The sequence below is a fragment of the Vibrio ostreicida genome (assembly GCF_013074385.2).
GTDB lineage: Bacteria > Pseudomonadota > Gammaproteobacteria > Enterobacterales > Vibrionaceae > Vibrio > Vibrio ostreicida.
The window spans coordinates 316,236-342,516 of the sequence record NZ_JABEYA020000002.1; the positions used below are offsets into that span (position 1 = coordinate 316,236).

Annotated in this window: 26 protein-coding genes and 5 tRNA genes; 14 read left to right on the forward strand and 17 right to left on the reverse strand. The window is 47.1% G+C overall.

Annotated elements, in window-relative coordinates:
• The first annotated feature begins 26 nt into the window (after positions 1 to 26).
• Positions 27 to 887 carry an endonuclease/exonuclease/phosphatase family protein gene (locus tag HLM86_RS05115; protein ID WP_390225852.1) on the forward strand — a complete coding sequence of 287 codons (861 nt, stop codon included), beginning with the start codon at positions 27 to 29 and terminating at the stop codon, positions 885 to 887.
• Here the strand turns inward: HLM86_RS05115 and HLM86_RS05120 are convergent.
• The 3 genes from HLM86_RS05120 to gloB all read right to left on the reverse strand — a co-directional run bounded on the left by HLM86_RS05120 (position 816) and on the right by gloB (position 3,887).
• Positions 816 to 1,502, reverse strand: coding sequence for a YIP1 family protein (locus HLM86_RS05120; RefSeq protein WP_076586524.1), 687 nt, complete (start codon positions 1,500 to 1,502; stop codon positions 816 to 818). The genes HLM86_RS05115 and HLM86_RS05120 overlap by 72 nt on opposite strands.
• Positions 1,499 to 3,058, reverse strand: a complete 1,560-nt coding sequence (locus HLM86_RS05125) for a lytic transglycosylase (RefSeq protein ID WP_076586526.1) — start codon at positions 3,056 to 3,058, stop codon at positions 1,499 to 1,501. Before HLM86_RS05125 ends, HLM86_RS05120 begins: the two co-directional genes overlap by 4 nt.
• A 70-nt stretch (positions 3,059 to 3,128) precedes the next feature.
• Entirely contained in the window at positions 3,129 to 3,887 is a 759-nt protein-coding gene (gene gloB / locus HLM86_RS05130) for a hydroxyacylglutathione hydrolase (RefSeq protein ID WP_170882353.1), read from the reverse strand.
• A 39-nt stretch (positions 3,888 to 3,926) separates the two neighbouring features.
• Between gloB and HLM86_RS05135 the strand changes: the two genes are divergently transcribed.
• On the forward strand, positions 3,927 to 4,655 hold the full coding sequence (locus tag HLM86_RS05135) for a class I SAM-dependent methyltransferase (RefSeq protein WP_170882354.1): 729 nt from the start codon (positions 3,927 to 3,929) through the stop codon (positions 4,653 to 4,655).
• 7 nt (positions 4,656 to 4,662) lie between these two features.
• On the opposite strand, the gene rnhA is transcribed toward HLM86_RS05135, so the two are convergent.
• Positions 4,663 to 5,127, reverse strand: a complete 465-nt coding sequence (gene rnhA / locus HLM86_RS05140) for a ribonuclease HI (RefSeq protein WP_076586531.1) — start codon at positions 5,125 to 5,127, stop codon at positions 4,663 to 4,665.
• Positions 5,128 to 5,183: 56 nt separating this feature from the next.
• Here rnhA and dnaQ point away from each other — a divergent pair, with 56 nt between their 5' ends.
• Positions 5,184 to 5,927: a DNA polymerase III subunit epsilon gene (gene dnaQ, locus HLM86_RS05145; RefSeq protein WP_076586532.1), complete on the forward strand. Its 744-nt coding sequence runs from the start codon at positions 5,184 to 5,186 to the stop codon at positions 5,925 to 5,927.
• Positions 5,928 to 5,935: 8 nt separating this feature from the next.
• A complete protein-coding gene (locus HLM86_RS05150) occupies positions 5,936 to 7,183 on the forward strand; it encodes a TIGR03503 family protein (protein ID WP_076586533.1) in 1,248 nt (415 codons plus the stop codon).
• Between the two features lie 218 nt (positions 7,184 to 7,401).
• Here the strand turns inward: HLM86_RS05150 and fadE are convergent, their stop codons facing one another.
• Complete coding sequence (gene fadE, locus HLM86_RS05155; protein WP_170882355.1) at positions 7,402 to 9,852, reverse strand: acyl-CoA dehydrogenase FadE; 2,451 nt, start codon at positions 9,850 to 9,852, stop codon at positions 7,402 to 7,404.
• Positions 9,853 to 10,160: 308 nt separating this feature from the next.
• Between fadE and lpcA the strand changes: the two genes are divergently transcribed.
• Together lpcA and HLM86_RS05165 are read left to right on the forward strand one after the other, a co-directional pair.
• Positions 10,161 to 10,739, forward strand: a complete 579-nt coding sequence (gene lpcA, locus HLM86_RS05160; protein ID WP_076586539.1) for a D-sedoheptulose 7-phosphate isomerase — start codon at positions 10,161 to 10,163, stop codon at positions 10,737 to 10,739.
• Between the two features lie 72 nt (positions 10,740 to 10,811).
• Positions 10,812 to 11,657 carry a class II glutamine amidotransferase gene (locus tag HLM86_RS05165; protein WP_076586541.1) on the forward strand — a complete coding sequence of 282 codons (846 nt, stop codon included), beginning with the start codon at positions 10,812 to 10,814 and terminating at the stop codon, positions 11,655 to 11,657.
• A 58-nt stretch (positions 11,658 to 11,715) separates the two neighbouring features.
• On the opposite strand, the gene HLM86_RS05170 is transcribed toward HLM86_RS05165, so the two are convergent.
• Both HLM86_RS05170 and tsaA read right to left on the reverse strand, forming a co-directional pair.
• A complete protein-coding gene (locus HLM86_RS05170) occupies positions 11,716 to 13,431 on the reverse strand; it encodes a proline--tRNA ligase (RefSeq protein ID WP_170882356.1) in 1,716 nt (571 codons plus the stop codon).
• Positions 13,432 to 13,521: 90 nt separating this feature from the next.
• On the reverse strand, positions 13,522 to 14,217 hold the full coding sequence (tsaA, locus tag HLM86_RS05175) for a tRNA (N6-threonylcarbamoyladenosine(37)-N6)-methyltransferase TrmO (protein ID WP_076586546.1): 696 nt from the start codon (positions 14,215 to 14,217) through the stop codon (positions 13,522 to 13,524).
• Positions 14,218 to 14,336: 119 nt separating this feature from the next.
• On the opposite strand from tsaA, the gene HLM86_RS05180 reads away from it, so the two are divergent.
• The 3 genes from HLM86_RS05180 (at position 14,337) to HLM86_RS05190 (ending at position 16,534) form a co-directional block, all read left to right on the forward strand.
• Entirely contained in the window at positions 14,337 to 14,597 is a 261-nt protein-coding gene (locus HLM86_RS05180) for a type B 50S ribosomal protein L31 (protein WP_076586548.1), read from the forward strand.
• Entirely contained in the window at positions 14,597 to 14,722 is a 126-nt protein-coding gene (ykgO, locus tag HLM86_RS05185; RefSeq protein WP_009847431.1) for a type B 50S ribosomal protein L36, read from the forward strand. The genes HLM86_RS05180 and ykgO overlap by 1 nt, the downstream gene beginning before the upstream one ends.
• 225 nt (positions 14,723 to 14,947) lie before the next feature.
• Positions 14,948 to 16,534 (forward strand): AbgT family transporter, encoded by a 1,587-nt coding sequence (locus tag HLM86_RS05190; protein ID WP_076586550.1) that lies wholly within the window; start codon positions 14,948 to 14,950, stop codon positions 16,532 to 16,534.
• 115 nt (positions 16,535 to 16,649) lie between these two features.
• Here HLM86_RS05190 and HLM86_RS05195 read toward each other — a convergent pair whose 3' ends face one another.
• From HLM86_RS05195 to metN, 5 genes are all read right to left on the reverse strand, one after another.
• Positions 16,650 to 16,976 carry a hypothetical protein gene (locus tag HLM86_RS05195; protein ID WP_170882357.1) on the reverse strand — a complete coding sequence of 109 codons (327 nt, stop codon included), beginning with the start codon at positions 16,974 to 16,976 and terminating at the stop codon, positions 16,650 to 16,652.
• Positions 16,939 to 17,130, reverse strand: a complete 192-nt coding sequence (locus tag HLM86_RS05200) for a hypothetical protein (RefSeq protein ID WP_170882358.1) — start codon at positions 17,128 to 17,130, stop codon at positions 16,939 to 16,941. Before HLM86_RS05200 ends, HLM86_RS05195 begins: the two co-directional genes overlap by 38 nt.
• A gap of 143 nt (positions 17,131 to 17,273) precedes the next feature.
• On the reverse strand, positions 17,274 to 18,083 hold the full coding sequence (locus HLM86_RS05205) for a MetQ/NlpA family lipoprotein (RefSeq protein WP_170882359.1): 810 nt from the start codon (positions 18,081 to 18,083) through the stop codon (positions 17,274 to 17,276).
• A gap of 30 nt (positions 18,084 to 18,113) precedes the next feature.
• The gene (locus HLM86_RS05210; protein WP_170882360.1) at positions 18,114 to 18,791 is read right to left on the reverse strand and encodes a methionine ABC transporter permease; all 678 of its coding nucleotides are present in this window, start codon (positions 18,789 to 18,791) and stop codon (positions 18,114 to 18,116) included.
• Positions 18,781 to 19,815, reverse strand: a complete 1,035-nt coding sequence (gene metN / locus HLM86_RS05215) for a methionine ABC transporter ATP-binding protein MetN (RefSeq protein ID WP_170882361.1) — start codon at positions 19,813 to 19,815, stop codon at positions 18,781 to 18,783. Before metN ends, HLM86_RS05210 begins: the two co-directional genes overlap by 11 nt.
• Positions 19,816 to 20,037: 222 nt before the next feature.
• Between metN and gmhB the strand changes: the two genes are divergently transcribed.
• The 5 genes from gmhB (at position 20,038) to treC (ending at position 25,348) form a co-directional block, all read left to right on the forward strand.
• Complete coding sequence (gmhB, locus tag HLM86_RS05220; RefSeq protein WP_076586784.1) at positions 20,038 to 20,598, forward strand: D-glycero-beta-D-manno-heptose 1,7-bisphosphate 7-phosphatase; 561 nt, start codon at positions 20,038 to 20,040, stop codon at positions 20,596 to 20,598.
• Positions 20,599 to 20,641: 43 nt separating this feature from the next.
• A complete protein-coding gene (locus HLM86_RS05225) occupies positions 20,642 to 20,986 on the forward strand; it encodes an MliC family protein (protein WP_170882362.1) in 345 nt (114 codons plus the stop codon).
• Positions 20,987 to 21,035: 49 nt separating this feature from the next.
• Positions 21,036 to 21,980, forward strand: coding sequence for a trehalose operon repressor TreR (treR, locus tag HLM86_RS05230; RefSeq protein ID WP_076586560.1), 945 nt, complete (start codon positions 21,036 to 21,038; stop codon positions 21,978 to 21,980).
• Positions 21,981 to 22,173: 193 nt separating this feature from the next.
• Positions 22,174 to 23,598: a PTS trehalose transporter subunit IIBC gene (treB, locus tag HLM86_RS05235; protein WP_170882363.1), complete on the forward strand. Its 1,425-nt coding sequence runs from the start codon at positions 22,174 to 22,176 to the stop codon at positions 23,596 to 23,598.
• Positions 23,599 to 23,665: 67 nt separating this feature from the next.
• Positions 23,666 to 25,348, forward strand: a complete 1,683-nt coding sequence (gene treC, locus HLM86_RS05240; RefSeq protein WP_170882364.1) for an alpha,alpha-phosphotrehalase — start codon at positions 23,666 to 23,668, stop codon at positions 25,346 to 25,348.
• A gap of 121 nt (positions 25,349 to 25,469) precedes the next feature.
• Here treC and HLM86_RS05245 read toward each other — a convergent pair.
• The 5 genes from HLM86_RS05245 to HLM86_RS05265 form a co-directional block, all read right to left on the reverse strand.
• Positions 25,470 to 25,554 (reverse strand) — tRNA-Tyr (locus tag HLM86_RS05245).
• 86 nt (positions 25,555 to 25,640) lie between these two features.
• Positions 25,641 to 25,725: transfer RNA gene (locus HLM86_RS05250), tRNA-Tyr, on the reverse strand.
• Positions 25,726 to 25,811: 86 nt separating this feature from the next.
• A tRNA-Tyr gene (locus tag HLM86_RS05255) sits at positions 25,812 to 25,896 on the reverse strand.
• Between the two features lie 86 nt (positions 25,897 to 25,982).
• Positions 25,983 to 26,067, reverse strand: a tRNA-Tyr gene (locus HLM86_RS05260).
• 86 nt (positions 26,068 to 26,153) lie between these two features.
• A tRNA-Tyr gene (locus HLM86_RS05265) sits at positions 26,154 to 26,238 on the reverse strand.
• Positions 26,239 to 26,281: the final 43 nt, after the last annotated feature.

Below are 26,281 nucleotides of genomic sequence, written 5' to 3' on the forward strand. Positions count from 1 at the left end.
TGTTTCCGATTGCCCTAGTTGCCATTATGGTGACGGCTTTCGAAACCATTTTTACTCGTCCAGAATCTGCGCCGATCGTATCGATCTCGGCCCATGCCCAAAGCTCTTCTTTCACGTGTATTCACCACGATGATGCCCTCTCGATTGATAAAGAACGGCAAATCAATTTGTTGGTTTGGAATCTGTATAAGCAAAAGAAACCACACTGGCAGCAAAGTCTTGGCCAATATTCAATGGATAAACAACTGGTGCTACTTCAAGAAGCCAGTATGACTCCAGAATTCAAGCATTGGGTGATCCAACGACCATGGTTTGCAAATCAAGTCGAAGCCTTTAAGGTTTTTGACGTCAGTACGGGTGTCCTTAACTTGGCAGCGCATCGTCCGGCATTGGCATGTGCATTTACTGAGTTAGAGCCTTGGCTTGGTTTACCCAAATCAGCGCTCTATGAACAATACCCCTTAAGTAATGGGCAGAGTTTAGCGGTGGTGAACATTCATTCAGTTAACTTTACGTTTGGAATAAAAGAATATCAAACACAGCTGGACACCCTAGCTGCTCAACTGGCACGGCACGCAGGGCCTATGATTGTTGCTGGGGACTTTAATAGCTGGAGTGAAGAGCGGTTTGATGTACTGACCCGTGTGGTGCAAAAACTCGGTCTTAAAGAAGTCGAATATCGTCCGGATCGCCGTACACGGTTCCTCACCGGACTGCCCCTTGATCACGTTTTCTTTCGTGGTTTGACGCTTAAAAAAGCAGAAACGTCGCTATCCGACGCTTCTGATCATAACCCAATTGAAGTGACGTTTGAGTTAACTAAGCAAGATATAAAGCGCCCAAATCAGGTAGCAGGCAAGCCAAGGCAGCGCGGAGATCACCAGTGATTGGCCACGTGCAAACCCTGTCCAGGTGCTGACTGCGGTATAACCGAGCGCAATGTACCAAGGCAACAGCAGTGGCACAGCTCTGGCAAAATGGGACCATTCATTGGTGAGCGGGAGTTTGAGTAACCCATTTAAGCTGTTCAAATCTGCCGCAAATATCATGACATAGCCATGTTGCATCAGGACACTGGTGTAGCTGGCGATATCACCGATGACCGCTGGAAAGACAATAACACAACTTGCGGCGAACCAACGCCAGAACCCCTGCGGTACTGAGCTGGATTTTGTGGCGAAATAGAACCATACCGAGAGCATGAAGATCGTTAAGGTCCTTCCCGCCACATCACTAATGATTTCAATGGCCATCAGTGTGTTGGCATTGAGTAATTCCAGTTGTTGGGGTGCGTTTTGCGCGAGCTGGGTGGTTAGGTTTTCCTTCAACCAGACAAATGGAACGAGATCAAAGTAGGCACTCCAAAAAACAAAGGGCGAAATTATCAGCACTAAGTAAGCTTGCCAGCCCCATAAACCTCTCTGACTAAGCGCAAGAAAACAAGACACGGGCGAACGAAAAATATCCAGCAGCATGCTTATTGGATTGACAGATGGGTTCATACACTTACCTTGGTGACATCAATGTAGAGTTTGAGCCTTTGCCCAGGTTGCAAATACTTATTTTTACTGAGATCGTTCCATTTTAGGATGTCATGGGATTTAACTTTAAACTTGCTGGCGATACCGCTGATGGTATCGCCTGATTTGACACTATAAAAAACAGTTCGAATGACCAAAGCGTCAGAGTTGCTTTTCCAAATGACCAACTTCTGACCTACCCGCAGTGTATCTTTGGGTCCCATCCCATTCCATTTGGCAAGTGACTGATGCGACACTTTATGCGCACGCGCAATACTCCATAGGCTGTCTCCAGAACGCACAGTCTGCGTGAGTTTATATTGACCTTGAGAGACAGACTGGGTTTTTGCCAAACGATTAGTGGCACTTAACGTATAGGCTTGGCCCGCTTGTGAGGAGGTTGGGATCATCAGGTACTGACCGACACGAATACGACTGTCGGGGAGGTTATTGGCTTTTTGAATAACTTGAGCAGTTGTCCGATATTGCTTGGCAAGAAAGAGCAGACTGTCCCCAGACTTTACTCTATATCGGACCACTTTCATCCCTTTTCCGCGATTTTTCTCAACTTGTTGTGTGAAATTCGCTACTGTTTCTACAGGCAGAAGCAGTTGATGTGGGCCATCAGGCGGTGTCGCCCATTGATTGTAGGCTGGGTTAAGGTTTTGCAGCTGTTTTACACTGATGCCGGCATAGTTCGCGGCAATCGCCAAATCCAATTGTTCCTTGGGATCGACGAGTGAAACAGCCACTTGATTGTCTATCTTAGGCATTTCAAGGCCATATTCTTCTTGATTGGCGATAATATCAGCTAATGCCAGCAACTTCGGTACATATCCACTGGTTTCTTTTGGAAGATCCAAAGAGAAAAAGTCGGTTGGCCTACCGAGGTTTGTATTGTGACGAATGGCACGAGAAACGCGACCACCGCCACTATTATAGGCCGCAATCGCATGATTCCAGTTGCCTTCAAAACGTCGGTTGAGCGTCTCTAAATAGTCGAGTGCAGCATCGGTGGCGGCGGAGACATCACGTCTCCCATCATACCAAAAGTCTTGTTTTAATCCGTAATATTTCCCCGTACCAGGAACGAACTGCCAAAGACCCGAGGCACTCCCATGTGAATAGGCAAACGGGTCAAAAGAACTTTCGACAATCGGCAGTAGAGCCAATTCTAATGGCATATCACGTTGCTCAATTTTTTCTGTGATCAGATACAGAAAAGGTTTGGCGCGCTCAGAGACGGTTTTTAGGTGATTGGGGTGCGTAAGGTACCATGTACGATAGTAATCGACCATCTTGTCATCTGGAATAGGGAAGCGCAGTTGTAGGGCAATCCGTTGCCAGACATCTTGTTGGGACTGGGGATCGACGAGGGCATTAGACGTTGCTCCCGAGACATGATTCGCAGAACGAGTTGGTTCCACGGTCGATGTTTGATTCGTGACCGGAGATACGACGTTTCCGGTTTCAGTCTGCTGGGTTAGCTGACATCCTGTCAAAAGCAGTGCCAAGACCCAACTGTGTTTTACTTGCATTGCACAGCCCTTCTTCAAATTGGCTGCTGATAATACGTGTGTCATTGTGCCACTGACAAGTTTCAAAACGTTAAAATTCGTTTTTCCACTCACGCAATGCAGTAAAAATGGCTAAAGAGTCTGTTTTTTGCGTGCGATTTGCGACGGAGTGAATCACACTCGGTTGATCGGTTCTCAAAAACGGGTTGATCCATTTCTCCCTACGAAGAGTGGTGGGCAATGTGGGTTTGTCGTGGGCCCTCAGGCGATTGACTTCGTCCCGATATTGCTGCAATTGGGAATTTGTGGGCTCGACCGCCAAAGCAAAGGCGACATTACTCGCCGTGTACTCGTGAGCGCAGTATACTTGAGTTTCTTCGGGTAAGGCTGCGAGTTTGGCTAGGGATGTATGCATTTGCTCCATGGTCCCTTCGAATACCCTGCCACAGCCTGCTGAAAACAACACATCACCACAAAAAAGTTTCCCGTCACCGACAAAACCTATGTGTCCACGGGTGTGACCTTCAAGCCCTAAAACAAAAAAGATTTCACCGAACAACTCGATCTGCTGGCCTGGCTCTACGGCGTGTGTCAAAGTGGGGACCGGTTCGTTTGCAGGCCCGACAACATCGATATCGGGAAACTGTCTGACTAACTCAGGGACGCCACCAATATGATCGTTATGATGATGAGTAATTAATATCGCGTCTAAGGTTAATTGATGTTGCTTTAGGTAGGCGAGTACTGGTGCAGCGTCCCCAGGGTCGACAATAGCACAACGCTGATCGCTATTTTGAATCAGCCAGATGTAATTGTCGCTAAATGCAGGTATGCTTTTGATATCTAACATAGTTGTCTCTCCATTTGCCAAGAGTGAAGCAGGGTTAATATGACGCCAGCACGCAGCAGTAAGACACTAGAAAAGCCTCATTCATGGTCACAGCTCAAAAATGGCCAATGGGTGAGTGAGTCACTCCAAACCCGTTTCGATGAATGGAGCCCAAAACTATTTGGCTATCATATGCTTAAGTTAGGTGGACTGAGTTGCGAGTTAACCAGCTTTAACTGCAATATTCAACATCAAGTTCACCTTGATACCCAAAACCCTTTGCACAATGTGATTGCTGATAGCTACCATTTACCTTTTCTTGAAAAAAGTTTCGACACGGTTGTAATGGCACATCAACTCGACTTTTGTCATGATCCTCACCTCATTCTTAGAGAAGTCGACCGAGTGATGATTGATGATGGCTATCTTATCATCACAGGCTTTAATCCTATCAGTTTAACGGGTTTGGGGAGTTTGATGCCATGGCGACGCAACAATTTGCCGTGGAGTGGGAGGATGTTTACCCCAAACAGGGTCAAAGATTGGCTCAGTTTATTGAACTATCAAGTCATTGAATGTGATCGCTATGCGTTGTTTCCGATGCAAAAATATCGGACCTTTTGGACTTGGTTGGAAAACAGCCTCGGAGAATGGGCTTCTCCTGCTGGGAGTTTATATTTTATTGTTGCTCGAAAACGGACCTACCCACTTAATCCGATCAAACCTTACTGGAAGCTCAAACGAAAATTGACGCCTGTTGGCGTCAATTACAACATATCGAATCAGTGAGGCAATATTAGCTTGGCTGGTACCCAGTATCTTCATCGGTTGGGTTTTCTGCGGCCGTTCTGGCTAAGTCGTCACACATTTCGTTTTCTCTGTGTCCAGCGTGACCTTTTACCCAGCGCCAGTCGATTTGATGGCGTAGCGCTTCTTCATCAAGGGCTTTCCAAAGATCAGCGTTCTTGACTGGCTTTTTATCTGATGTCTTCCAGTCGCGCTTTTTCCAGTTATGAATCCATTGAGTAATGCCTTGTCGAACATATTGGCTATCGGTTGTGAGAATGACCTCACAGGGTTGAGTGAGGGTTTGCAGAGCCACAATGGTCGCCATCATCTCCATGCGATTGTTGGTGGTCAGGGCATAGCCCTTTGACAGTGTCTTTTCTACCTGTTTGTAGCGTAAGACGATGCCATAGCCGCCAGGCCCCGGATTGCCTAAGCAAGAACCATCTGTGAAAATTTCCACCTGTTTGGTCATGATTTGATACTATTGGGTTAAGCATATTATTGACATAGTCTGACACACAATTTGTTATGAATACCAGCAACAATTCTAATCAAAATCGTATCGTTGTTCTCGATACTGAAACCACGGGTATGAACCTGGAAGGTGGGCCGCATTATCAGGGGCATCGGATCATAGAAATCGGTGCTGTTGAAATCATTGATCGTAAGCTGACCGGTCGGCATTTTCACGTCTACATTAAGCCGGATAGACAGATCCAGTTAGAAGCGATAGAAGTTCATGGTATTACGGATGAATTCTTAGTCGACAAGCCTGATTATAAAACAGTGCATGATGAATTCTTAGCGTTTATCAAGGGGGCTGAGCTTGTCGCTCACAATGCCTCGTTTGATACTGGCTTCATGGACCATGAGTTTGCGATGCTGGATCCGAGTATCGGTAAGACAGAGCATTATTGTAAGGTCACCGATACCCTTGCCATGGCGAAGAAAATCTTCCCAGGCAAGCGCAACAACTTGGATGTCTTGTGTGATCGCTATGGTATAGATAATTCTCACCGTACGCTCCACGGGGCTTTACTCGATGCTGAAATTTTAGCTGACGTCTACCTTCTCATGACGGGCGGACAAACGTCACTTCAGTTTCATGCTGGTCGAGCCGAGGGAAGTGATTTGGGGGGAGAAATGATTAAACGTGCGGCTGGTGGTCGAAAAGCGCTAAAGGTTATCCATGCAACGGCCGATGAACTAGAAGCACATCAAAGTCGATTGGATCTGGTTGCGAAGAGCGGTAGTTGTCTCTGGCGTCAGTAGGAGGAGGAATGTTGAAGATTTGGTTTGCCCTATTGGGTCTGTTCGTCAGTACGTTTGGGTATGCTGAGGAATCTTCAATGTCGTTACTCGACAACCGTTTCCGCGTCGACCCGACGATCAAACAAATTACGTTTGTCATTTATCGGGCAGAGCGTTCCAAGCCAGTGGTATTGGTTCGTCCTGACGGTAAAAAATATTATGCTTGGCGAAGCCCAGATAACGTTCGTTGGTATCAAGAACCAGCAATGGATATCATATCAATCGAAAAGCCAATGCCAGGCCCATGGCAAGCGATAGGTAAAATCACGCCCAAAAATAAGATTACTTTGATCTCCCATCTTGAGTTGACTACTGACAAGATGCCCAATCGGTTATTTCAAGGAGAGTCGATTAAATTCACCGCTCGCCTCAGCGCTGATGGAAAGCCGCTGGTGCTGAGAGACTTTCTTGACCGTGTAAACTTGATGGTGACCTTTACTAAATATATTGAAAATGAAGACACCTTGATCCGAGAGGCGAAACCAATACCTTTTAAAATCGGTGAGTTTGCCGACGATGGCACAGGATTGGATGAAGTTGCGGGTGATGGCGTTTTTACCGTTTCTTTAAATATTTCCCCTGAACCGGGTAAATATCGGGTGAGAGTGACCACGGGCAATGGGGTGTTTTTGAGAGCACAAGAACAAGAAGTGCTTGTCTATCCAACGCCAGTTCAAGCCACATTTATTCAAAGCAGAGAAGAAAGTATCGCTCATAAGATTGTCATTTCTGGTGAGAAAGGCATGATCATGCCCGGTACGTTGGCGGCACAAATTGAACATCAGTCACCTGATGACAGCGACTTTAAGGTGTCTGGCAGCGCAGAGGAAGACCAAGAGAAAATGGAACTCGAGATCCCTTACAACGATACTCTCGGCAACTACCTTTGGCAAGGTAAGGTCTTCGCGACTGAAATGGGGTCAGGCCGAGCGCTGGCCTTCTCGCTAAAGCCACGTGGTTACAGTGTGCTTAAGGAAATAGATTTCGCAGAAACCCGCAGGTTGCAGGAGGAAGAACGAAAGCTGCAACAAAGAGAGATGGAAAAAATGCGTCTTATTCAGGTAAGGGAAGACAAACGCACCAGAAGTATCATTCTGATTGCAGCAGGTAACGTGGTGATGGTGATACTGGGGCTAGTGGCTTGGTTTATCAGGCGCAAGCTGAGAGCGACAAAAGAAATGCTTCCCGAAATGCAGCTCGATATGCCGAAGAAATAGCTATTACCATGACTTTCTAACGGGTGTCAGGTTTTCGTTTTCCGACGTTGTACCGTGATCTGGGCGAAGACGATATTGAGAGAGTAATAAAAAACCCCCGATAAAGAGTTTGTTCTTTATCGGGGGTTTTTATTGACCTTTTGATGTTGCTTAATGTTTTTGTGTTGGCACTTTATCCAGAGATGCTCACGGCCATTAAGGGCTGTGAGCGTCATTGTTTAGGCGACTTCGTCCATTTGAGTATTGGACTCAAGAGGTTTGGCCGCTAAGTCCTTTGGGTCAAAGTCATCCACATTGATCACATACAGACGATGAGTTTCTGCATCACGCAGCAACTGAGCATCAGCCGAATCGATAATGCCTTTATCCAAACCGATATCTGCAATCAAGTCGAGACGCAGGAAGGGGCGTCGCTCGTTAATTGACTTACACACTTTATTAAACACAGGCTCTGCTTCAATAATGATGTGCAACGCTTGTTCAATTTTTCCGGCTGGATTGTGTTCACTTGCCTCAAAGTATTGGTTGCGACCAATGCGATCGCGCGTCGCTGAGGGGGTTTGAAGAATTTGAGCGACCTGACTGTCTATCTTATCACTTGGCGCTTTGCGGATGCGGCCAAATGGCAGCAGAAGCACGCGAAGTGCTTTCCCTAACCATGGGTTAGGGAAATTAGCCAGTAGCTCATCAATTGCGATCTCTGTTCGTTGAAGGCTATCCTGAAGGCCCCAGTGAACCAAAGGGAGATCGTCGGCAATTCGACCCTCACTTTCATAGCGTTTGAGAGTCGCCGAGCTCAGGTACAATTGACTGAGAACATCACCTAAACGCGCCGAAATACGTTCTTTACGTTTCAGTGAGCCGCCAAGCACTGCCATAGAAACATCGGACAAAAATGCAATATTGGCACTGTAGCGATTGAGCTGCTGGTAGTAACGTGTCGTGGCATCTTTAACAGGGGCTGAAGAAAAACGTCCATCAGTCAAACCGAGCCATAAACTACGAACCAGGTTACTCATCGTGAACCCAACATGGCCTGCTAATGCGGCATCAAATTTGTCGAGTGCATCGGGTGAATCAGAATAAGCCGCGTTCATTTCTTCTAACACAAAAGGATGGCAGCGAATCGCACCTTGTCCATAAATAATCATCGAGCGAGTGAGGATATTTGCGCCTTCAACCGTGACTGCGATTGGTGCGCCTTGATAGCCACGAGCGAGGAAGTTCTTAGGACCGAGACAAATGCCTTTGCCGCCAACAATGTCCATGGCGTCAATGACGCTATGCTGCATTCGATGCGTACAATGATATTTGACGATGGCAGAAATAACTGAGGGCTTTTCGCCCATGTCGATTCCCGCGACCGTTAAGTTACTCGCGGCATCCATGACGTAGGCATTTCCGCCCAAACGTGCCAGTGGTTCTTCGATGCCTTCCATTAGCCCTATGGGTTGTTTGAATTGGCGACGGATACGTGCGTAAGCGCCCGTGGCCAAAGCCGCTGTCTTGATCCCACCTGTTGAGTTGGAAGGGAGTGTAATGCCGCGGCCGACTGACAGGCATTCAACCAACATACGCCAACCCTGTCCCGCCATTTTCGGACCGCCAATAATGAAATCAAGAGGGACGAACAGGTCTTCACCGCGCGTTGGGCCATTTTGAAAGGGCACGTTCAAAGGAAAATGACGAGTCCCGATCTCGACACCTTTTAGATTGGTCGGTATGAGCGCACAAGTGATACCAATTTCTTCTTGTTGACCTAGCAAATTATCTGGGTCACGCAGTTTAAATGCTAAGCCTAGTACTGTGGCTACGGGCGCTAACGTGATGTAGCGTTTATTCCACGTTAAACGCATACCTAAAATGTCTTTGCCTTTCCACTTGCCCTTGCAAACGACGCCGTAATCCGGAATAGAACCCGCGTCAGAGCCAGCTTCAGGGCTTGTTAGAGCGAAACAAGGGATTTCTGTACCTTCGGCAAGGCGAGGTAAGTAGTGGTCTTTTTGCTCGGTGGTGCCATAGTGTTGCAGTAGTTCACCTGGGCCAAGAGAGTTGGGAACCCCGACGGTGGAGGAGAGAACACTTGAGACGCCAGTCAGTTTTTGCAGTACCAGAGATTGTGCGTAGGCTGAAAACTCCAGACCTCCGTATTTTTTCTTGATGATCATGGCAAAGAACTTATGATCTTTAAGATACTGCCATACTTCCGGAGGCAAATCCGCTAATTCGTGAGTGACTTGATAATCGTTGACCATGGCACAAACGTCATTGACTGGGCCATCGAGAAAAGCTTGTTCTTCGGTGCTTAACTTTGGATCGTCAATCGCATGCAAGTGGTCCCAGTCAGGTTTGCCCTTAAACAATTCCGCTTCCCACCATACAGTGCCAGCGTCGAGCGCTTCTTTTTCGGTTTGTGACATTTCAGGAAGAACGGTCTTAAACATGTCCAGTGCTTTTTGGCTGATGAGGGATTGACGAAGAGAAGGGATCGCCAAAACCGCGCTCGCCGCAATAAACAAAACCCAACTCACGGAGCCAGCGGTGCCGATAAACGACAACATGGCCAAAGTGACGGCTAATAGTGAGATAGATTTGACCAAGGTCATTCGATGATAGAGGCAGACAGCCAACACAGTGGCGAATCCAAGTACAGAGAGCAAGATATCCATAGTATAAGTTCCTTGTCAGCGTTTCGTATTGAGGGTTATACGCTGTTATCTAAATAGAGGTCCAACCAGTTAGAGTGTAATCAATTTATTACAGAAATGTAAAACATAATTTAGAGTAAAAAGTGATCTTGGTAGAGTCATAGCTCTAAAAAGCTCAAAGAAATGAATTTGTCGATGAAGAAAGGGAATAAAGACGCAATTGTTTGCGGGCAGCTATCGACAGTCAGGATTGTTTGAGTAAACTCTGACTATAAACGTGGCGGCGGAACACGTCGGCCTTTTGATGGACAATAATTAGAGAAAAATCTATGTATCAGGATCTGATTAAAAATGAACTAACCGAAGCGGCGGACGTTTTGAACACATTTCTTAGCGACGAACGCAATATCGCTCAAATTGAAGCGGCGGCGACATTGCTTGCGGATTCTTTCAAGCAAGGCGGGAAAGTCTTGTCTTGTGGTAACGGTGGTTCGCACTGTGACGCGATGCATTTTGCTGAAGAGCTGACGGGACGTTATCGTGAAAATCGTCCTGGTTTTCCTGGCATCGCTATCTCTGATCCGAGCCACTTGTCTTGCGTAAGCAACGACTTTGGCTATGATCATGTGTTTTCTCGTTATGTTGAAGCCGTAGGTGCAAAAGGCGATGTTTTATTTGGGCTGTCAACGTCAGGCAATTCTGGCAACATTCTTAAAGCGATTGAAGCGGCCCAAGCAAAAGGGATGAAGACCATTGCCCTGACAGGTAAAGACGGGGGCAAGATGGCCGGGCTCGCGGATATTGAAATTCGTGTCCCTCATTTTGGTTATGCTGACCGAATCCAAGAAATCCATATTAAGATCATTCACATTGTGATTCAGCTGATCGAAAAAGAAATGGAAAAATAATTTTTTAAAGTGGTGTAAACAGTATCAGCGCCGACGTTGATACTGCTGTTGTTTATAGGAGCCTCTTAGGTCATGTGTGAATTGCTCGGAATGAGCGCCAATGTGCCAACGGATATTTGTTTTAGCTTTACGGGGCTGATGCAGCGTGGTGGTAATACCGGGCCGCATAGCGATGGCTGGGGAATCACTTTTTATGAAGGTAAAGGTTTTCGTAACTTTAAAGATCCCAAGCCAAGCTGCAATTCAAAAATCGCAGAATTAGTACAAAATTATCCGATTAAAAGTTGTGCGGTGATTAGCCATATAAGACAGGCCAATCGCGGTGAGGTTAACCTCGAAAATACACACCCTTTTACTCGTGAATTGTGGGGACGTTACTGGACTTTTGCCCACAACGGACAGCTTTGTGATTATCAAGACTTGCAAACAGGTCGCCATAGGTCGGTGGGTCAAACAGACAGCGAGCTTTCATTCTGCTGGTTAGTCAAACAGATGGAAGAACGCTACCCCCAACCACCTCAGAACATGGTGGAAATGTTCCGTTTTATCGCTGATTGTTGCCAAACACTCAGGCAGAAAGGCATATTTAATATGCTGCTGTCTGATGGCGAATACGTGATGACGTTCTGCACCAATCATTTATATTGGATCACCCGTCGTGCGCCTTTTGGTAAAGCGTCACTGATTGATGAAGATATGGAGATTAACTTTCAGGAAGAGACCACGCCCAATGATGTCGTCTCTGTCATTGCAACACAGCCATTGACCGACAACGAAGAATGGCACCGAATGAAGCCCGGTGAGTTTGGTATTTTTCATTTTGGTGAGTTGATTGATGGCAATGCGGATGAGCTGAAAGACGTTGCTTACGCGCCAAAGAAAGTCAAAAGCCAGGCGCCAACGGGCCCTTTGTCCTAACGGTGATTTGCAATAAAAAGGTTGATGAAATGCATCAACCTTTTTTATTTTTATTGCATTACGCTAGCTGTGCTTTGATATGTTCAAGGATGTCGTTGGTCGCAATGGCCGTTTTCTCGCCTTCGCGGCGATTCTTATATTCGACGTTGCCTTCTTTCAATGAACGGTCACCAATCACGATAGTGTGTGGGATACCAATGAGCTCGATATCAGAAAACATCACGCCCGGACGTTCTTTACGATCATCGAACAGGACTTCGATACCCAGTGCGGTCAGCTGTGAATACAGTGATTCTGCTGCTTGTTGCACCTCTTCTGATTTATGCATGTTCATCGGCACGATAGCGACTTGGAAAGGCGCAAGAGCATCTGGCCATATGATGCCGTATTTGTCGTGGTTCTGCTCAATCGCTGCCGCAACCACGCGCGAGACACCGATGCCGTAACAACCCATCTCAAGGATGGCGTTCTTGCCATCTGGGCCTAGGACGCCACAGTTCATTTTTTCTGAGTAATTGGTCCCCAACTGGAAGATATGACCGACTTCAATACCACGTTTTAGCAGAAGGTGACCGCTGCCACACGGGCTGGGATCCCCTTCGACTACATTGCGTAGATCTTCGACTTGGTTGAGCTCAACGTCGCGACCCCAATTGATACCAAAGTAGTGTTGGCCATCAATGTTGGCACCGGCTCCAAAATCACTCATTACGGCGACAGAACGGTCTGCGATAAAGGGAACGTTTAAACCCACAGGTCCTAATGAACCGGGACCGGCACCGACCAGGGCACGAATTTCTTCTTCCGTTGCCATTTCCAACGGCGCAGCGATCTGAGGTAAATTTTCTGCTTTGACTTCATTGAGTTCGTGATCACCACGAATAAGGAGGGCAACGAGCGGTGCATCGATGTTGTCTGATGCTTTTACAAACAGCGTTTTGACTGTTTTTTCGATCGCCAATCCATGTTGTTCAACCAGCTCTGCAATGGTTTTTGCATTGGGTGTGTCGACCAGCGTCATGGTTTGAGTCGCTGAGGCATTTTGCCCAGCAGGAGTAAGCGCTTCTGCCTTTTCGAGGTTTGCTGCGTAATCTGACTGTGATGAGAATGCGATCAAATCTTCTCCGCTTTCTGCGAGGACATGAAACTCCTGAGAGCCGCTGCCACCAATCGCTCCACTATCAGCCAGCACCGGACGGTAATCAAGGCCCATAAGGTCGAACGCCTTACAATAGGCGTCATGCATCGCTTGGTAGGACTTTTCCAGACCGTCTTTGTCAATGTCAAAGCTGTAAGCGTCCATCATCGAGAATTCACGTGCGCGCATCACTCCAAAACGTGGGCGGCGTTCATCACGGAACTTAGTTTGAATTTGGTACAGATTCAGTGGAAGCTGCTTATACGAGTTGACTTCGTTACGTACAAGACTCGTGATGACCTCTTCCGCGGTTGGGCTGAGTACAAACGGACGATCATGGCGGTCACTAAGGCGAAGTAATTCGGCTCCCATCTTCTCAGAACGACCGGTTTCTTCCCAAAGTTCAAACGGTTGAACCACGGGCATCAAGGTTTCAACGGCACCGGCATTATTGATTTCCTGACGAACGATGTTTTCGACTTTACGCAACACGCGTAGACCGGTAGGTAGCCAGGTGTAAAGACCTGAAGCCAGCTTACGGATCATACCCGCACGTAGCATGAGCTGGTGGCTCATAACTTCGGCGTCGTTTGGAGTCTCCTTCAGGGTAGAAAGAAGATAGTTACTGGTACGCATCTCATTTATCCGTTTTTATGATGTTTTTTAGAACCCCTCATCGTGAGGGAATAAAATTCAGCCCACTATAATATCAGCCATTGGCTTTGGTCAAAAGGCTTCAATCGCCGTCACCGTCACTAAGTTATCGTTGGCCGTGAATTTTACGTTCATATCGAACAAATTAACCGCATATTCTTTGTTATCACCTTGGCTTTTTTTGTAGGCGGGGCGTGGATCTTGTGCCAATACTTGCTCGATAACGGCCTGCTCGTGATCGCCAGAGGGTCTTTTACGGAGAATGTCGAGCGAGGCTGCTGAGAAATGTACGTCCGAGATGGGCGGTTGCTCGCTGGCGTACCCACCACTTGCGTTATCGATGGCGTCAGAATAGGGAATATAAGGCTTGATATCGATAATGGGCGTATTGTCGACCAAATCAACGTTACCAAGTTGCAAATAGACATGCCCATTTTCCACATTGACGCCCCTCAGTTCCACGGCTGACATGCCGATACCGTTGGGGCGAAATGTCGCACGAGAAGCAAAAACGCCAATACGTTGATTACCGCCAAGGCGGGGAGGGCGCACGGTGGGTTTCCAGCCCGCACTGAGGTTTTGGTCAAACATAAACAGCAGCCAAATATGGCTAAATTGCTCAATACCTCGCGTCGCTTCAACGCAATTGGCTGGGCCGACAAGTTTTACCCGAGACGTCGCTGTTGGGACCAACCCCGGTTGTCTTGGGACCGCAAATTTCTCTTTGTAAGGACTTTCAATGAAGCCAATCGGCTCAACTTGGTACATGAATCGGCACTCGCTACTTTCTGGTATTTGGCAAAAATATCACAAAATGTCTTGCAAAACTTCTTGATAATAGTTATCAAGTATTATGTTATAACATAACGTTTATGTATGAGGTTACTATGAAAGCAAACATTCATCCTGAATACCGTACTGTGGTGTTCCATGATACCGGAGCTGACGCGTATTTCTTGATAGGCTCCACGTTAAAAACCGACCAAACCATTGAATGGAAAGACGGTCAGACGTACCCCTATTTCACCGTGGAAGTCTCGTCAAAGTCTCACCCAGTTTACACAGGTAAACAGCGAGTGATTCAAAAAGAAGGACGTGTCGCGAATTTTACCCGACGTTTTGGCCTGTTTGGAAAAGGAGAAGAATAATGAAAGTAGTTAAGTCGTTAAAAAGTGCGAAGAGTCGACACCCTGACTGTCAAATCGTTAAAAGAAGAGGCCGTTTGTATGTTATCTGTAAATCGAACCCCAGATTTAAAGCAGTCCAAAAGTGATAATAATATCAATTTAATTATGAGTGCGTGTAATCTATAACACTGATGATTGTTTCATATCTGGATGATACTGCTGATTTTTTATTTATTTGACGTTGAATATAATGATCTAGATAACATTTTACAACATTTTGGATTTATTGCTGACCTCTTTGTCTAGTAACCTGCGCGGGTTTGTTGCAGCTCGTCACAAGACGTGCAGGAATTACTTCAAGGAGGAAACAGATGAGTTCATCTGCTTCAATAAAACAAAAATCGCCCAAGAAACCCGTCTTTACTCGCTTCTTGGACGGGGTCGAATATTTGGGGAATCTACTCCCTCATCCAATCACACTTTTTGCCATTCTTTGCGTTTTTATCTTGGTTGCATCGGGTATCGCTGGTTATTTTGACGTTGCCGTGGTCGACCCTCGACCTGAAGGGGCCGCCGGACGTGCCGCCGATGGTATGATACGAGTCGTCAATTTGTTGAGTGTCGATGGATTGCAGTTAATCGTCACTAATTTGGTCAAGAACTTTGTCGGTTTTGCGCCGCTAGGCACCGTGTTGGTTGCGTTGCTAGGGGTCGCAGTTGCCGAGTCTTCTGGTTTGCTGTCCGCTGCGATGCGTGGTTTGGTCATGGGTGCGTCAAAGCGCATGGTGACCGTGACAGTGGTGTTTGCAGGGATAATATCTAACACGGCATCTGAGCTGGGTTATGTGGTGCTGATCCCGCTGGCTGCGATGTTATTTCATTCTTTGGGGCGTCACCCTTTGGCGGGTTTGGCTGCCGCGTTTGCAGGCGTTTCCGGTGGGTATTCGGCCAATCTACTGATTGGGACAGTCGATCCCCTGCTTTCTGGTATTACAGAAACCGCCGCGCAATTGATGGACCCAAACTATACTGTTGGCCCTGAAGTCAACTGGTACTTTATGTTTGTGTCGACCTTTTTTATTGCAGGGGTGGGGGCGCTGGTCACGGAAAAAATCGTTGAACCGAAATTAGGCAATTATAACGATGAAGATGCTTCGGAAGATTTGAGTAAGGATACCTTGGGCAAGTTGTCTTCTATAGAAAAGAGGGGCCTAAAACTGGCCGGACTGGCTGTATTGTGTGTGTCCTTCCTGTTGGCGTGGACCATTGTGCCTGAAGATGGCGTTCTGCGTTCCGATACGGGGACAGTCGCGGGTTCGCCGTTTTTGAAAAGCATCGTCGCGTTTATTTTTGTTTTCTTCGCTATTCCTGGTTTGGTGTATGGCAAGGTTGTCGGGACCATGAACAATGATCGCGATGTGATTGACGCCATGTCTAAATCGATGTCATCGATGGGCATGTATATTGTTTTGGTCTTCTTCGCCGCTCAGTTTGTCGCGTTCTCTAAATGGAGCAACTTTGGTCAGGTGTTTGCAGTAGGAGGAGCGACCTTCCTGCAGGAGATTGGTCTGACTGGACCCATGTTGTTTTTTGCATTTATTCTGCTTTGTGGTTTTATCAACTTAATGATCGGTTCGGCCTCTGCACAATGGGCGGTGACAGCACCTATCTTTGTCCCGATGTTGATGCTGGTGGGTTATGCTCCCGAAACTATTCAGGCTGCGTACCGAATTGGGGATTCTGCCACCAATATTATTACGCCAATGATGAGCTATTTTGCTCTTATCCTTGCGGTGGCGACTCGCTACATTAAGAACTTAGGGATCGGGACGTTGATTGCGACGATGTTACCGTACTCTTTGTGCTTTATTGTGGGCTGGAGCCTGCTGTTCTACCTATGGGTATTTGTATTGGGTTTACCCGTGGGGCCAGGGGCGGCAACTTACTATACCCCTTAGACGCTAAGTTGGTCATATTGAAACCGGAAGCTTTTACGCTTCCGGTTTTTCCCTCAAGGGTTATTTAACGTCTGTCCTACCGCGACAACGTTAGTGTCCATGCCAAGGCAACTGTTTAGCTATTGATTGTCTTCACATGCGCTTTGCCATCGTTATCGATACGAATCGCCTGTTTTTGATGTACGCCTTGACGTTCGCGGTGACTAGGATCTGCCGTTGGTGGTGTTGGCGCTCTTAACATTTGAAGGCGAATCTCAATCTCTCTGTCAATGATCCGACCAGCTGCCTGTTGGGCCGCTTTCTCTGCCGCTTCGCGTGAGGCTTTTTCGGCTGACTTTTGCGCTTTGTTGGCTACGGCCTCTATACGATGATGTACCCGTGTATCCGCAGCACTCGACATGCGGCTATTTATTTGAGCGGTAGGTCCTGTAACTTGATCCATAGGTGGGATTATTTGCCAACGCTTTAGTCTCGACATAGTTACGCACTGTCTCTATAGTTTTCAGTTCGCGCATCACATCCTCAAGGGCATTGGGTGGCGGCGTCATCGGTAACTTGTCAGCCGCTTCCTGATAAACATTCGCATCTGTTGGCACTGACAGCACCTTGGGTATTGATGAGCTTAATAGAGTGAGGATATGGCCACAGTCATTGGTGCTAAAAGGATAAGAGAATCATGACTATGGTTAGGAAAGGCTGATACCTCAGGTATCAGCCTTCTGGGTGAGGCGTGCAATGATTACCAGCCTTTCACGACACCACCGTGGAAGATATCAGACGCTGCTGAGTAGACTTCATCGGTTTGGTAAGACTTGATAAAGTGCTGCACATTCTCTGCGTTGACGTTGTCTTCACGCGCGACAATGAGGTTAACGTAAGGAGATTGTTTATCTTCAACGAAGATTCCGTCTTTCTGTGGCGTCAGGTTAATTGAGCTTGCGTAAGTGGTATTAATAACCGACAGTGCGACATCATCCAGAGAGCGAGGCAGTTGGGCGGCATCCAGTTCAAGGATGTTAAGGTTCTTTGGATTTTCAGTAATATCACGAACCGTCGCCAGCAGCCCAACGTCTTCTCTTAGCTTAATCAGGCCCTGCTGTTCCAATAAGATCAATGAGCGCCCCAAGTTAGTTGGGTCATTAGGGACAGCGATCCGAGCACCATCTTTAAGATCGGCCACAGACGTCACCTGTTTTGAGTAGCCAGCGATCGGGTAGACGAACGTGTTGCCAGCCACTGAAAGTTTATAGCCGCGGTCGATGACTTGTTGATCTAAATACGGCTTGTGTTGGAAAGCGTTGATATCAATTGAACCATCATCAAGCGCGGCGTTAGGGGTGACGTAATCGGTAAAGGTCACCAGTTCAACGTTAAGACCATATTGCTCCTTGGCCACTTGCGCCGCCACTTCGGCAACTTGAGCTTCTGCACCGGCCATAACACCGACTTTGATTTTGCTGTTGTCTGTTTGCTTTTCACCACAACCTGCAAGAACGAGTGCAGATGCTGCCGCTGCTATTGTAAGCAGACCTTTTAAACCGAATTTCATGACTTTCTCCTTAATGTAAATCTGAATTTTTTATCTGTGGTCGACACGACGGACAATCGCATCGCCTATCGACTGAATGATTTGGACTAATACGATCAGCATGACCACGGTGACGGCCATGATCACGACATCGTAACGGTGGAAACCATACCGGATCGCGACATCGCCCAACCCGCCACCGCCAACGGTGCCCGCCATCGCTGAGTAACTGACCAGCGTCACTAAGGTTATGGTGACGGAGTTGACAATGGTTGGCATCGCTTCGGGTAGCAGTACCTTATGGATGATTTGTATCGGGGTTGCCCCCATCGATTGGGCGGCTTCCACTAGGCCTGATGGTACTTCCAGCAGTGCCCCTTCAATTAAACGAGCCACAAATGGAATCGCGCCTATGGTTAAGGGAACGATGGCGGCAGTTGTGCCAATAAAAGTGCCCAGCAACAGTTTAGTCAGAGGGATAATGGCCACCATCAGAACAAGGAAAGGCACCGAGCGACCGACGTTAACAACAGCACCAAGCACGCGGTTGAGTAGCGTATTTTCCAGTAAGCCACCGTGTTTAGAAGTATGCAGTATGACACCCAGAGGGATACCAACGGCAAAACCGACGACACCTGCGACAGACACCATATAAAGGGTTTCCCATGCAGCGCCCATGAGGAGGTTGCTGTTTAGGCTTAGCCATTGTGAAACCGTATTAAAGAACATAACCCAATACCTCTACTTTTACATTGTGCTCACGTAGGAACTCGATCGCTCCGTTATCGTCTTGCTCGTTGCCAAAGAGTTCTGCGACCATCATGCCAAATTTCACACCGCCCGCGTAATCAAGGTCTGAACTCAAGATACTGACATCAATATTAAATTTACGTGCAATTTGTGTCATTAGAGGAGCATCAACAGTTGCACCCGTAAATTCAAGGCGAACCAAAGGATAGCTGCCTTCCACACGGTTGGGTTGTAAACGAGACTGGTAATCTTCTGGAATAGAAAGATCCAACGTTGAGCGGATAAACTCGTGTGCCAGCTCTGTTTTGGGGTGTGCAAAAATTTCCCCTACTGTGCCTTTCTCGACCAAGACACCATCACCGATGATCGCCACCTGATGGCAAATACTTTTCACCACGTCCATTTCATGAGTGATCAGCAAAATAGTGATGTTGAGATCGCGGTTTATCTTTTTGAGGAGCTCCAGAATCGATTGGGTCGTCGCAGGATCGAGAGCGCTGGTCGCTTCGTCACACAACAACACTTTGGGGTCTGAGGCCAGAGCGCGGGCGATAGCCACACGTTGTTTTTGCCCTCCACTGAGATTCGAAGGGTAGCTTTCGTGTTTATCATCCAGTCCAACCAAGGTCAGCAATTCGGTTACTTTGGTCTCAATAGATGCTTTATCTGCTGACGCCAGTTCCAGTGGTAGTGCTACGTTTTCAAATACGGTGCGAGAAGACAGCAGATTAAAGTGCTGAAAAATCATCCCTATATTTCGTCGAGCATCGCTGAGTTGACGCTTTGACAATGTGGTTAAGTCTACGCCATCGACAATGATAGACCCAGTGGTGGGGGCTTCAAGCATGTTTACACAGCGAATAAGGGTACTTTTTCCGGCGCCTGACGAGCCAATAACACCGAAAATGGTGCCTTCAGAGATGTGCAGGTTAATGTCCTTTAAGGCCGCTATTTCCTTCGTTCCCTGAAGGAAGACTTTATTTACTTGATTCAATTCAATCATTGAGAAATCCGCTATCAGACTGCTTAGGGGAATAATAGATAATTTTGAACTATCTCTCATTTAGTCTTCGATGCTATGGGTTTGCGTTAAGAGTGTCAATAGATATTTTTACGTCTAGACGTCTAAACGTTTTTTTGTTTAAACGGATGAGTAATTAGATAGTGATGAAAGAAATAAACCATGTAATAATTCTGATATAAATCGCAGATAGAGATGTATATTTTGGCAAAACCCGCAGTCTTTTTAGATCGTGATGGCGTACTCAATGTTGATCATGGTTACGTTCACGATGAACACGACTTTGAGTTTATTGAAGGCGTGTTTGAAGCGACAAAAGCCCTCAAAGAATTAGGCTACCTGCTGGTATTGGTCACGAACCAATCTGGTATCGCGCGAGGTAAATTTAGCGAAGAGCGCTTCTTGTCGCTGACACAGTGGATGGACTGGAACTTTGTTGACAATGGGGTTGAGTTTGATGGCTTCTATTATTGCCCTCATCATGCGGAACATGGAAAAGGTCAGTACAAACAAGAGTGCCAATGCCGTAAGCCCCAACCGGGGATGTTTCTTTCTGCGCGCGATGATTTGCACATAGATATGGCCAATTCCGTCATGGTGGGTGATAAAGCCGAAGACATGATGGCAGCGCAAGCGGCCGAAGTCGGGACACGTATATTGGTGCGAACCGGCAAAACGGTCACTGAGAGAGGGCAGGCTTTGGCTTGCGTGGTGCTTGATAGCATTGCTGATGTCCCCCAATACTTAGCCAAACCCGCTGTTTGAGAATGAGGTCGCTTCCGCGGCCTTTTTCTATTGGAGAGTCTGTATGAGATTGATGCAAGGATTGAGCGTAGCGCTCGCGTTGATAAGCTTGGGGTGCAGCCCGTCTGGGGCTGAACATCTTTACCCGAACTCGGCTGAATTTGTCGCGTATGACTGTATGGCCAATCAGAGATTTGATATTGCGCTTTTACCTGACCAACAAGCCGTTATACTGCGTTTTGCTGATCAACGCCTGCGTCTGACTCAGGTTCCGTCGGGATCTGGTGTGAAATACGTGCGGTACGACCACGAGTCACTGCATCATCCTGCTGTGATTTTGCACACGAAAGGTGATCAAGCATTGCTTGAAATAGACGATCTGGTTTACAAAAACTGCAAGACCCATTAGCGTTAACGGGCTGCGTAGCGCGATTTTTTCAATTCACTCTATTGATATTATGACTAAAAAACTGACCATTCTCGATATTGCAAAGTTATCCGGTGTCGGAAAATCGACGGTATCACGCGTTCTGACCAATGATCCTAAAGTAAAGCCACAAACCAGAGCGAACGTTGAACGGGTGATTAAGGAATCCGGTTATGTGCCTTCAAAATCGGCTCAGGCGATGCGGGGAGGTAGCCAGAAAGTCGTGGGTGTGATTATTTCTCGATTGGATTCTCCTTCAGAAAATAAAGCCGTCGGAAGTATGTTGCAAGCGCTTTATCGTTTTGGCTACGATGCGGTGATCATGGAAAGTCAGTTTGATCGCGACAAGACCAATGAGCACCTTGACGTCCTTAATAAGCGCAACGTTGATGGCGTGGTCGTCTTCGGTTTCAGTGATTTTGATATCGAACGTCTCGAAAGTTGGTGCCATCGCTCCTTGGTCATTGCGATGGATACTAAAGTGACCTCCTCGATTAATTACGATAACGAGGGCGTGATCCGCTATGCGCTTGAGCATCTGATCGAAAAAAAAGTAACAAAGACGGCTTTTATTGGTGTCCACCCATCGGATCGCACCACTGGTAAATTGCGTCTTGAGGCCTATTTGAGGTGGTGTGACAAGTATCAATTGACCGCCAATTACCAGACCGGACATCTGCATCATGAAAGTGCTTATCAGCTCGTTGATAAAGTACTTACATCGGATATTGAGGCGATTGTTTGTGCCAGTGACACGCTGGCGCTGGGCGTGATTAAGCGCTTGCAGGAATTGGATCGGGAAGACGTTTTGGTGACAGGGGTCGGGGGCAATGAGCTGTTGTCTTTTCTCTTCCCTAAGGTGTTCAGTATTGATCCTGGTTACGCGCAAGCGGGAGAAAAAGCGGCTCAACTTTTGATTTCCCAGCTAAATGGTGACGCTGAAATCGTCCACATAACCCAAGCCCCTATTCTATAATAACGTTCTAATTATTATGAAACTTATAAATATAATGTGATCCCTCTCAATTAATAGGATTGTTCCCATTTATGTCTCAGGATGGCTTTGGCAGTATAATATATAGGTATGGGAATGTTCCCATAATGATTTTTACGCTTGTGATCAGAGAACTCTGATACCCGTTAAGAGCCAATCCAAGGTGGACAATGATATGAGCAAGATTGCGCCTAAGCAAGTAGAGCGTCTGGTGGAACTGGTGGGCGGTCGCGATAATATTGCGAGCGTGAGCCACTGCCTGACACGCCTTCGTTTTGTACTAAACGATACCGAAAAAGCGGATCAAAAAGCCTTGGAAAGCTTGCCGATAGTAAAAGGTTGCTTTACCAATGCCGGTCAGTTTCAAGTTGTCATCGGCACAGAAGTTGACGATGTCTATAAACAACTCGTTGCATTGACAGGGCAAAATGAAGCGTCGAAGGACGAAGCGAAGCAAGCTGCCCGCCAGAATATGAATGTATTGGAACGGGGAATTTCCCATCTGGCTGAAATCTTTGTCCCTTTGCTTCCCGCCATTATTACCGGAGGGTTAATCCTCGGTTTTCGTAACGTCATTGGTGACATCAAAATGTTTGATGGCCAATCATTGACAGAGATCAGCCAGTTTTGGGCAACGGTTCACAGCTTCTTATGGTTAATTGGCGAAGCGATCTTCTTTTTCCTGCCTGTAGGCGTGTGTTGGTCGACAGTGAAAAAACTCGGTGGAACTCCGATTTTGGGGATTACACTCGGTGTGACCTTAGTGTCACCGCAATTGATGAACGCGTATTTGATTGGCAAACAAATACCAGAAATATGGGATTTTGGCCTGTTTACGATAGAAAAAGTCGGCTATCAGGCGCAGGTCATTCCGGCGATGCTAGCGGGCGTCGCGTTGGCATTTATTGAAACCAATTTGAAGCGTATTGTGCCGTCTTACCTGTATCTGGTGGTCGTGCCTTTTGTCTCTATTATTGTATCGGTGGTTTTAGCGCACGCATTGATTGGCCCATTTGGTCGCGTACTGGGTAATGGGGTTGCCTTGGTGGCTAAAATCGCAATGACAGGCGATTTTGCGGTGATCGGGTCAACACTATTTGGCTTTATATACGCCCCCTTAGTGATCACGGGTATTCACCACACCACCAACGCTGTTGATTTACAGTTGATGCAAGAATTAGGGGGTACCCCAATTTGGCCATTGATTGCCTTATCGAACATTGCTCAAGCTTCGGCAGTCGTCGGGATCATCATCATTAGCAAAAAGCATGGAGAACGAGACATTTCCGTTCCGGCTGCGATCTCGGCCTATTTAGGCGTCACTGAACCAGCCATGTATGGAATTAACCTCAAGTATAAATTCCCGATGTTAAGCGCCATGGTTGGTAGCGCCATTGCAGCAGCGATCTGCGGCAGTGCAGGGGTCATGGCCAATGGGATTGGAGTTGGTGGATTGCCGGGGATCTTATCAATTCAACCCCAGTTTTGGGGCATCTTCTCGCTGGCAATGCTGGTGGCGATTACCGTTCCCGTTACGTTAACTCTATTCCTGTACAAGCGGGCGCAAAGTAAGGGTGAGCTTGCTTCTGCGAGCGTCTAATGATTTTGTTTAGGAGTGGCCATGGGCGGCTCCTTTTTTATATTGTTTTTGGTAAGTGAGTTTTGTAATGACAACCATGGTCAACAATGACAACTGGTGGAAAACGGCGTCTATCTATCAGATTTACCCGAAAAGTTTCTGTGACAGTGGCAGCAAGGGAACAGGCGATATTCAGGGTATTATATCCAAGCTTGATTACCTAAAATTATTAGGGGTTGACGCCATCTGGTTGACCCCAGTCTATCAATCACCGATGATCGATAATGGGTATGATATTTCAGATTATTATGCCATTAACCCAGACTTTGGCACCATGGACGATTTTGACCAACTCTTGGTCGAGGCCCACCAACGGGGAATTCGTATTATCATGGATATCGTGGTTAACCACACCTCGACACAGCATCACTGGTTTCAGTCTGCGCTCGGTGATCGACAAAGCCAATACCGTGATTATTACATCTGGAAAGATCCAAGCAATGGTGAAGTCCCGAACAATTGGCAGTCTAAGTTTGGTGGCAGTGCTTGGGAATTGGACGAACAAACCGGGCAATATTTTCTGCACCTGTTCGCAAAACAGCAGGCAGATTTAAACTGGGAAAACCCTCAGGTCCGCACTGAAGTGAAACGAGTGATTGATTTTTGGGCGTCAAAAGGTGTTGATGGTTTTCGTCTTGATGTCATCAATTTAATTTCAAAACAGCAAGATTTTCCCGATGATGACGAAGGGGATGGTCGACGTTTTTATACCGATGGTCCGCGGGTACACGAGTATTTGCAAGAGATAAGCAAAGCGGTATTTGACAAGTATGGGAGTGTGACGGTCGGTGAGATGTCCTCGACCACCTTAGAACACTGCCAACAGTACTCTTCATTGGATCAAAAAGAGTTGTCGATGGTATTTAACTTCCATCACCTGAAAGTTGATTACCCAAATGGAGATAAATGGACGCAAGCTCCTTTTGACTTTATTCAGTTAAAAAAGATATTTAACCATTGGCAAACGGGACTGAATGGAAAAGGGTGGGGGGCACTATTTTGGTGTAACCACGACCAGCCGCGGATTGTTAGCCGTTTGGGTAATGACCAAGAATATCGTGTTGAATCCGCCAAAATGCTGGGTGCGTCGATCCATATGATGCAAGGGACGCCGTATATTTATCAGGGGGAAGAAATTGGCATGACCAACCCCGGATATACCCACATTGATCAGTATCAGGATGTTGAAAGCACCAACATGTATGACATTATGGTCAATGAACACGGAATGCCAGCCGATGAAATGTTGGGTATTCTTGCTCAGAAATCGCGTGATAATTCCCGTGCACCCATGCAGTGGAGTGATGAAACGTATGCAGGGTTTTCGGCGGCCGTTCCTTGGCTCAAAGTCGCGGACAATTATCCTGATATCAATACTCGCCAAGCCATTGCAGATAAAAACTCAGTGTTCTATTTCTATCAGCGTTTGATCCAGCTAAGAAAACAGTTGGAGGTGGTGACCTGTGGGGATTACCTTGACCTCTATCCCATGCATACCTCGGTATTTGGGTATCAGCGCCAGTCACAGACTCATACGCTTATTTGTCTCAATAATTATTACGGTGAAGAAGCGGAATGCGTATTGCCTGAAAGCTTTGATACTGCCCAAGCGCGCTATGTGCTGGGCAACTATCCGCTTTCAGGGGTTAACGTGACTCAGCATCAGGTGCTGCGTCCGTATGAAACCCGAATTGTCCTTTTAGAGAGTTGAGGGGTAATTTGATAGCACCTGGCCCCGTGAGTTCGGGGCACTTTGCGTCGCGCTGATCGAAGGTTAAATCTCAGTCAATCTAAAACAAAAAAAACCAGCTCAATGAGCTGGTTTTTTAATGTGGTGGAGGGGGACGGATTCGAACCATCGAAGGCAGTGCCAGCAGATTTACAGTCTGATCCCTTTGGCCACTCGGGAACCCCTCCAAGGGTGTGTTCCGGCTCTTCGCAGAACAGGCTTAACTGATGATTTCCCAACTCAGCAGTTAAGGGGCCTCTCAATGAGAGAAAAATGGTGGAGGGGGACGGATTCGAACCATCGAAGGCAGTGCCAGCAGATTTACAGTCTGATCCCTTTGGCCACTCGGGAACCCCTCCAAGGGTGTGTTCCGGTTCTTCACAGAACAGGCTTAACTGATGATTTCCCAACTCAACAGTCAAGGGGCCTCTCAATGAGAGAAATATGGTGGAGGGGGACGGATTCGAACCATCGAAGGCAGTGCCAGCAGATTTACAGTCTGATCCCTTTGGCCACTCGGGAACCCCTCCAAGGGTGTGTTCCGGCTCTTCACAGAACAGGCTTAACTGATGATTTCCCAACTCAACAGTTAAGGGGGCTCTCAATGAGAGAAATATGGTGGAGGGGGACGGATTCGAACCATCGAAGGCAGTGCCAGCAGATTTACAGTCTGATCCCTTTGGCCACTCGGGAACCCCTCCAAGGGTGTGTTCCGGCTCTTCACAGAACAGGCTTAACTGATGATTTCCCAACTCAACAGTTAAGGGGGCTCTCAATGAGAGAAATATGGTGGAGGGGGACGGATTCGAACCATCGAAGGCAGTGCCAGCAGATTTACAGTCTGATCCCTTTGGCCACTCGGGAACCCCTCCAGGTATTTTTATACTTAGCTAATGATTTCCCAACCCAATAACC

What these genes read in the sequence shown, in the direction of transcription:
- HLM86_RS05165 (WP_076586541.1), top strand. Translation starts at nt 10,812, where the DNA reads ATGTGTGAATTGCTCGGAATGAGCGCCAATGTGCCAACGGATATTTGT.
- HLM86_RS05115 (WP_390225852.1), top strand. Translation starts at nt 27, where the DNA reads ATGGTGACGGCTTTCGAAACCATTTTTACTCGTCCAGAATCTGCGCCG.
- HLM86_RS05170 (WP_170882356.1), bottom strand. Translation starts at nt 13,431, where the DNA reads ATGCGTACCAGTAACTATCTTCTTTCTACCCTGAAGGAGACTCCAAAC.
- rnhA (WP_076586531.1), bottom strand. Translation starts at nt 5,127, where the DNA reads ATGACCAAACAGGTGGAAATTTTCACAGATGGTTCTTGCTTAGGCAAT.
- HLM86_RS05195 (WP_170882357.1), bottom strand. Translation starts at nt 16,976, where the DNA reads ATGGATCAAGTTACAGGACCTACCGCTCAAATAAATAGCCGCATGTCG.
- HLM86_RS05180 (WP_076586548.1), top strand. Translation starts at nt 14,337, where the DNA reads ATGAAAGCAAACATTCATCCTGAATACCGTACTGTGGTGTTCCATGAT.
- HLM86_RS05125 (WP_076586526.1), bottom strand. Translation starts at nt 3,058, where the DNA reads ATGCAAGTAAAACACAGTTGGGTCTTGGCACTGCTTTTGACAGGATGT.
- lpcA (WP_076586539.1), top strand. Translation starts at nt 10,161, where the DNA reads ATGTATCAGGATCTGATTAAAAATGAACTAACCGAAGCGGCGGACGTT.
- HLM86_RS05120 (WP_076586524.1), bottom strand. Translation starts at nt 1,502, where the DNA reads ATGAACCCATCTGTCAATCCAATAAGCATGCTGCTGGATATTTTTCGT.
- HLM86_RS05225 (WP_170882362.1), top strand. Translation starts at nt 20,642, where the DNA reads ATGAGATTGATGCAAGGATTGAGCGTAGCGCTCGCGTTGATAAGCTTG.
- ykgO (WP_009847431.1), top strand. Translation starts at nt 14,597, where the DNA reads ATGAAAGTAGTTAAGTCGTTAAAAAGTGCGAAGAGTCGACACCCTGAC.
- HLM86_RS05150 (WP_076586533.1), top strand. Translation starts at nt 5,936, where the DNA reads ATGTTGAAGATTTGGTTTGCCCTATTGGGTCTGTTCGTCAGTACGTTT.
- HLM86_RS05210 (WP_170882360.1), bottom strand. Translation starts at nt 18,791, where the DNA reads ATGTTCTTTAATACGGTTTCACAATGGCTAAGCCTAAACAGCAACCTC.
- HLM86_RS05135 (WP_170882354.1), top strand. Translation starts at nt 3,927, where the DNA reads ATGACGCCAGCACGCAGCAGTAAGACACTAGAAAAGCCTCATTCATGG.
- tsaA (WP_076586546.1), bottom strand. Translation starts at nt 14,217, where the DNA reads ATGTACCAAGTTGAGCCGATTGGCTTCATTGAAAGTCCTTACAAAGAG.
- metN (WP_170882361.1), bottom strand. Translation starts at nt 19,815, where the DNA reads ATGATTGAATTGAATCAAGTAAATAAAGTCTTCCTTCAGGGAACGAAG.
- treB (WP_170882363.1), top strand. Translation starts at nt 22,174, where the DNA reads ATGAGCAAGATTGCGCCTAAGCAAGTAGAGCGTCTGGTGGAACTGGTG.
- fadE (WP_170882355.1), bottom strand. Translation starts at nt 9,852, where the DNA reads ATGGATATCTTGCTCTCTGTACTTGGATTCGCCACTGTGTTGGCTGTC.
- HLM86_RS05205 (WP_170882359.1), bottom strand. Translation starts at nt 18,083, where the DNA reads ATGAAATTCGGTTTAAAAGGTCTGCTTACAATAGCAGCGGCAGCATCT.
- dnaQ (WP_076586532.1), top strand. Translation starts at nt 5,184, where the DNA reads ATGAATACCAGCAACAATTCTAATCAAAATCGTATCGTTGTTCTCGAT.
- HLM86_RS05190 (WP_076586550.1), top strand. Translation starts at nt 14,948, where the DNA reads ATGAGTTCATCTGCTTCAATAAAACAAAAATCGCCCAAGAAACCCGTC.
- treR (WP_076586560.1), top strand. Translation starts at nt 21,036, where the DNA reads ATGACTAAAAAACTGACCATTCTCGATATTGCAAAGTTATCCGGTGTC.
- treC (WP_170882364.1), top strand. Translation starts at nt 23,666, where the DNA reads ATGACAACCATGGTCAACAATGACAACTGGTGGAAAACGGCGTCTATC.
- gloB (WP_170882353.1), bottom strand. Translation starts at nt 3,887, where the DNA reads ATGTTAGATATCAAAAGCATACCTGCATTTAGCGACAATTACATCTGG.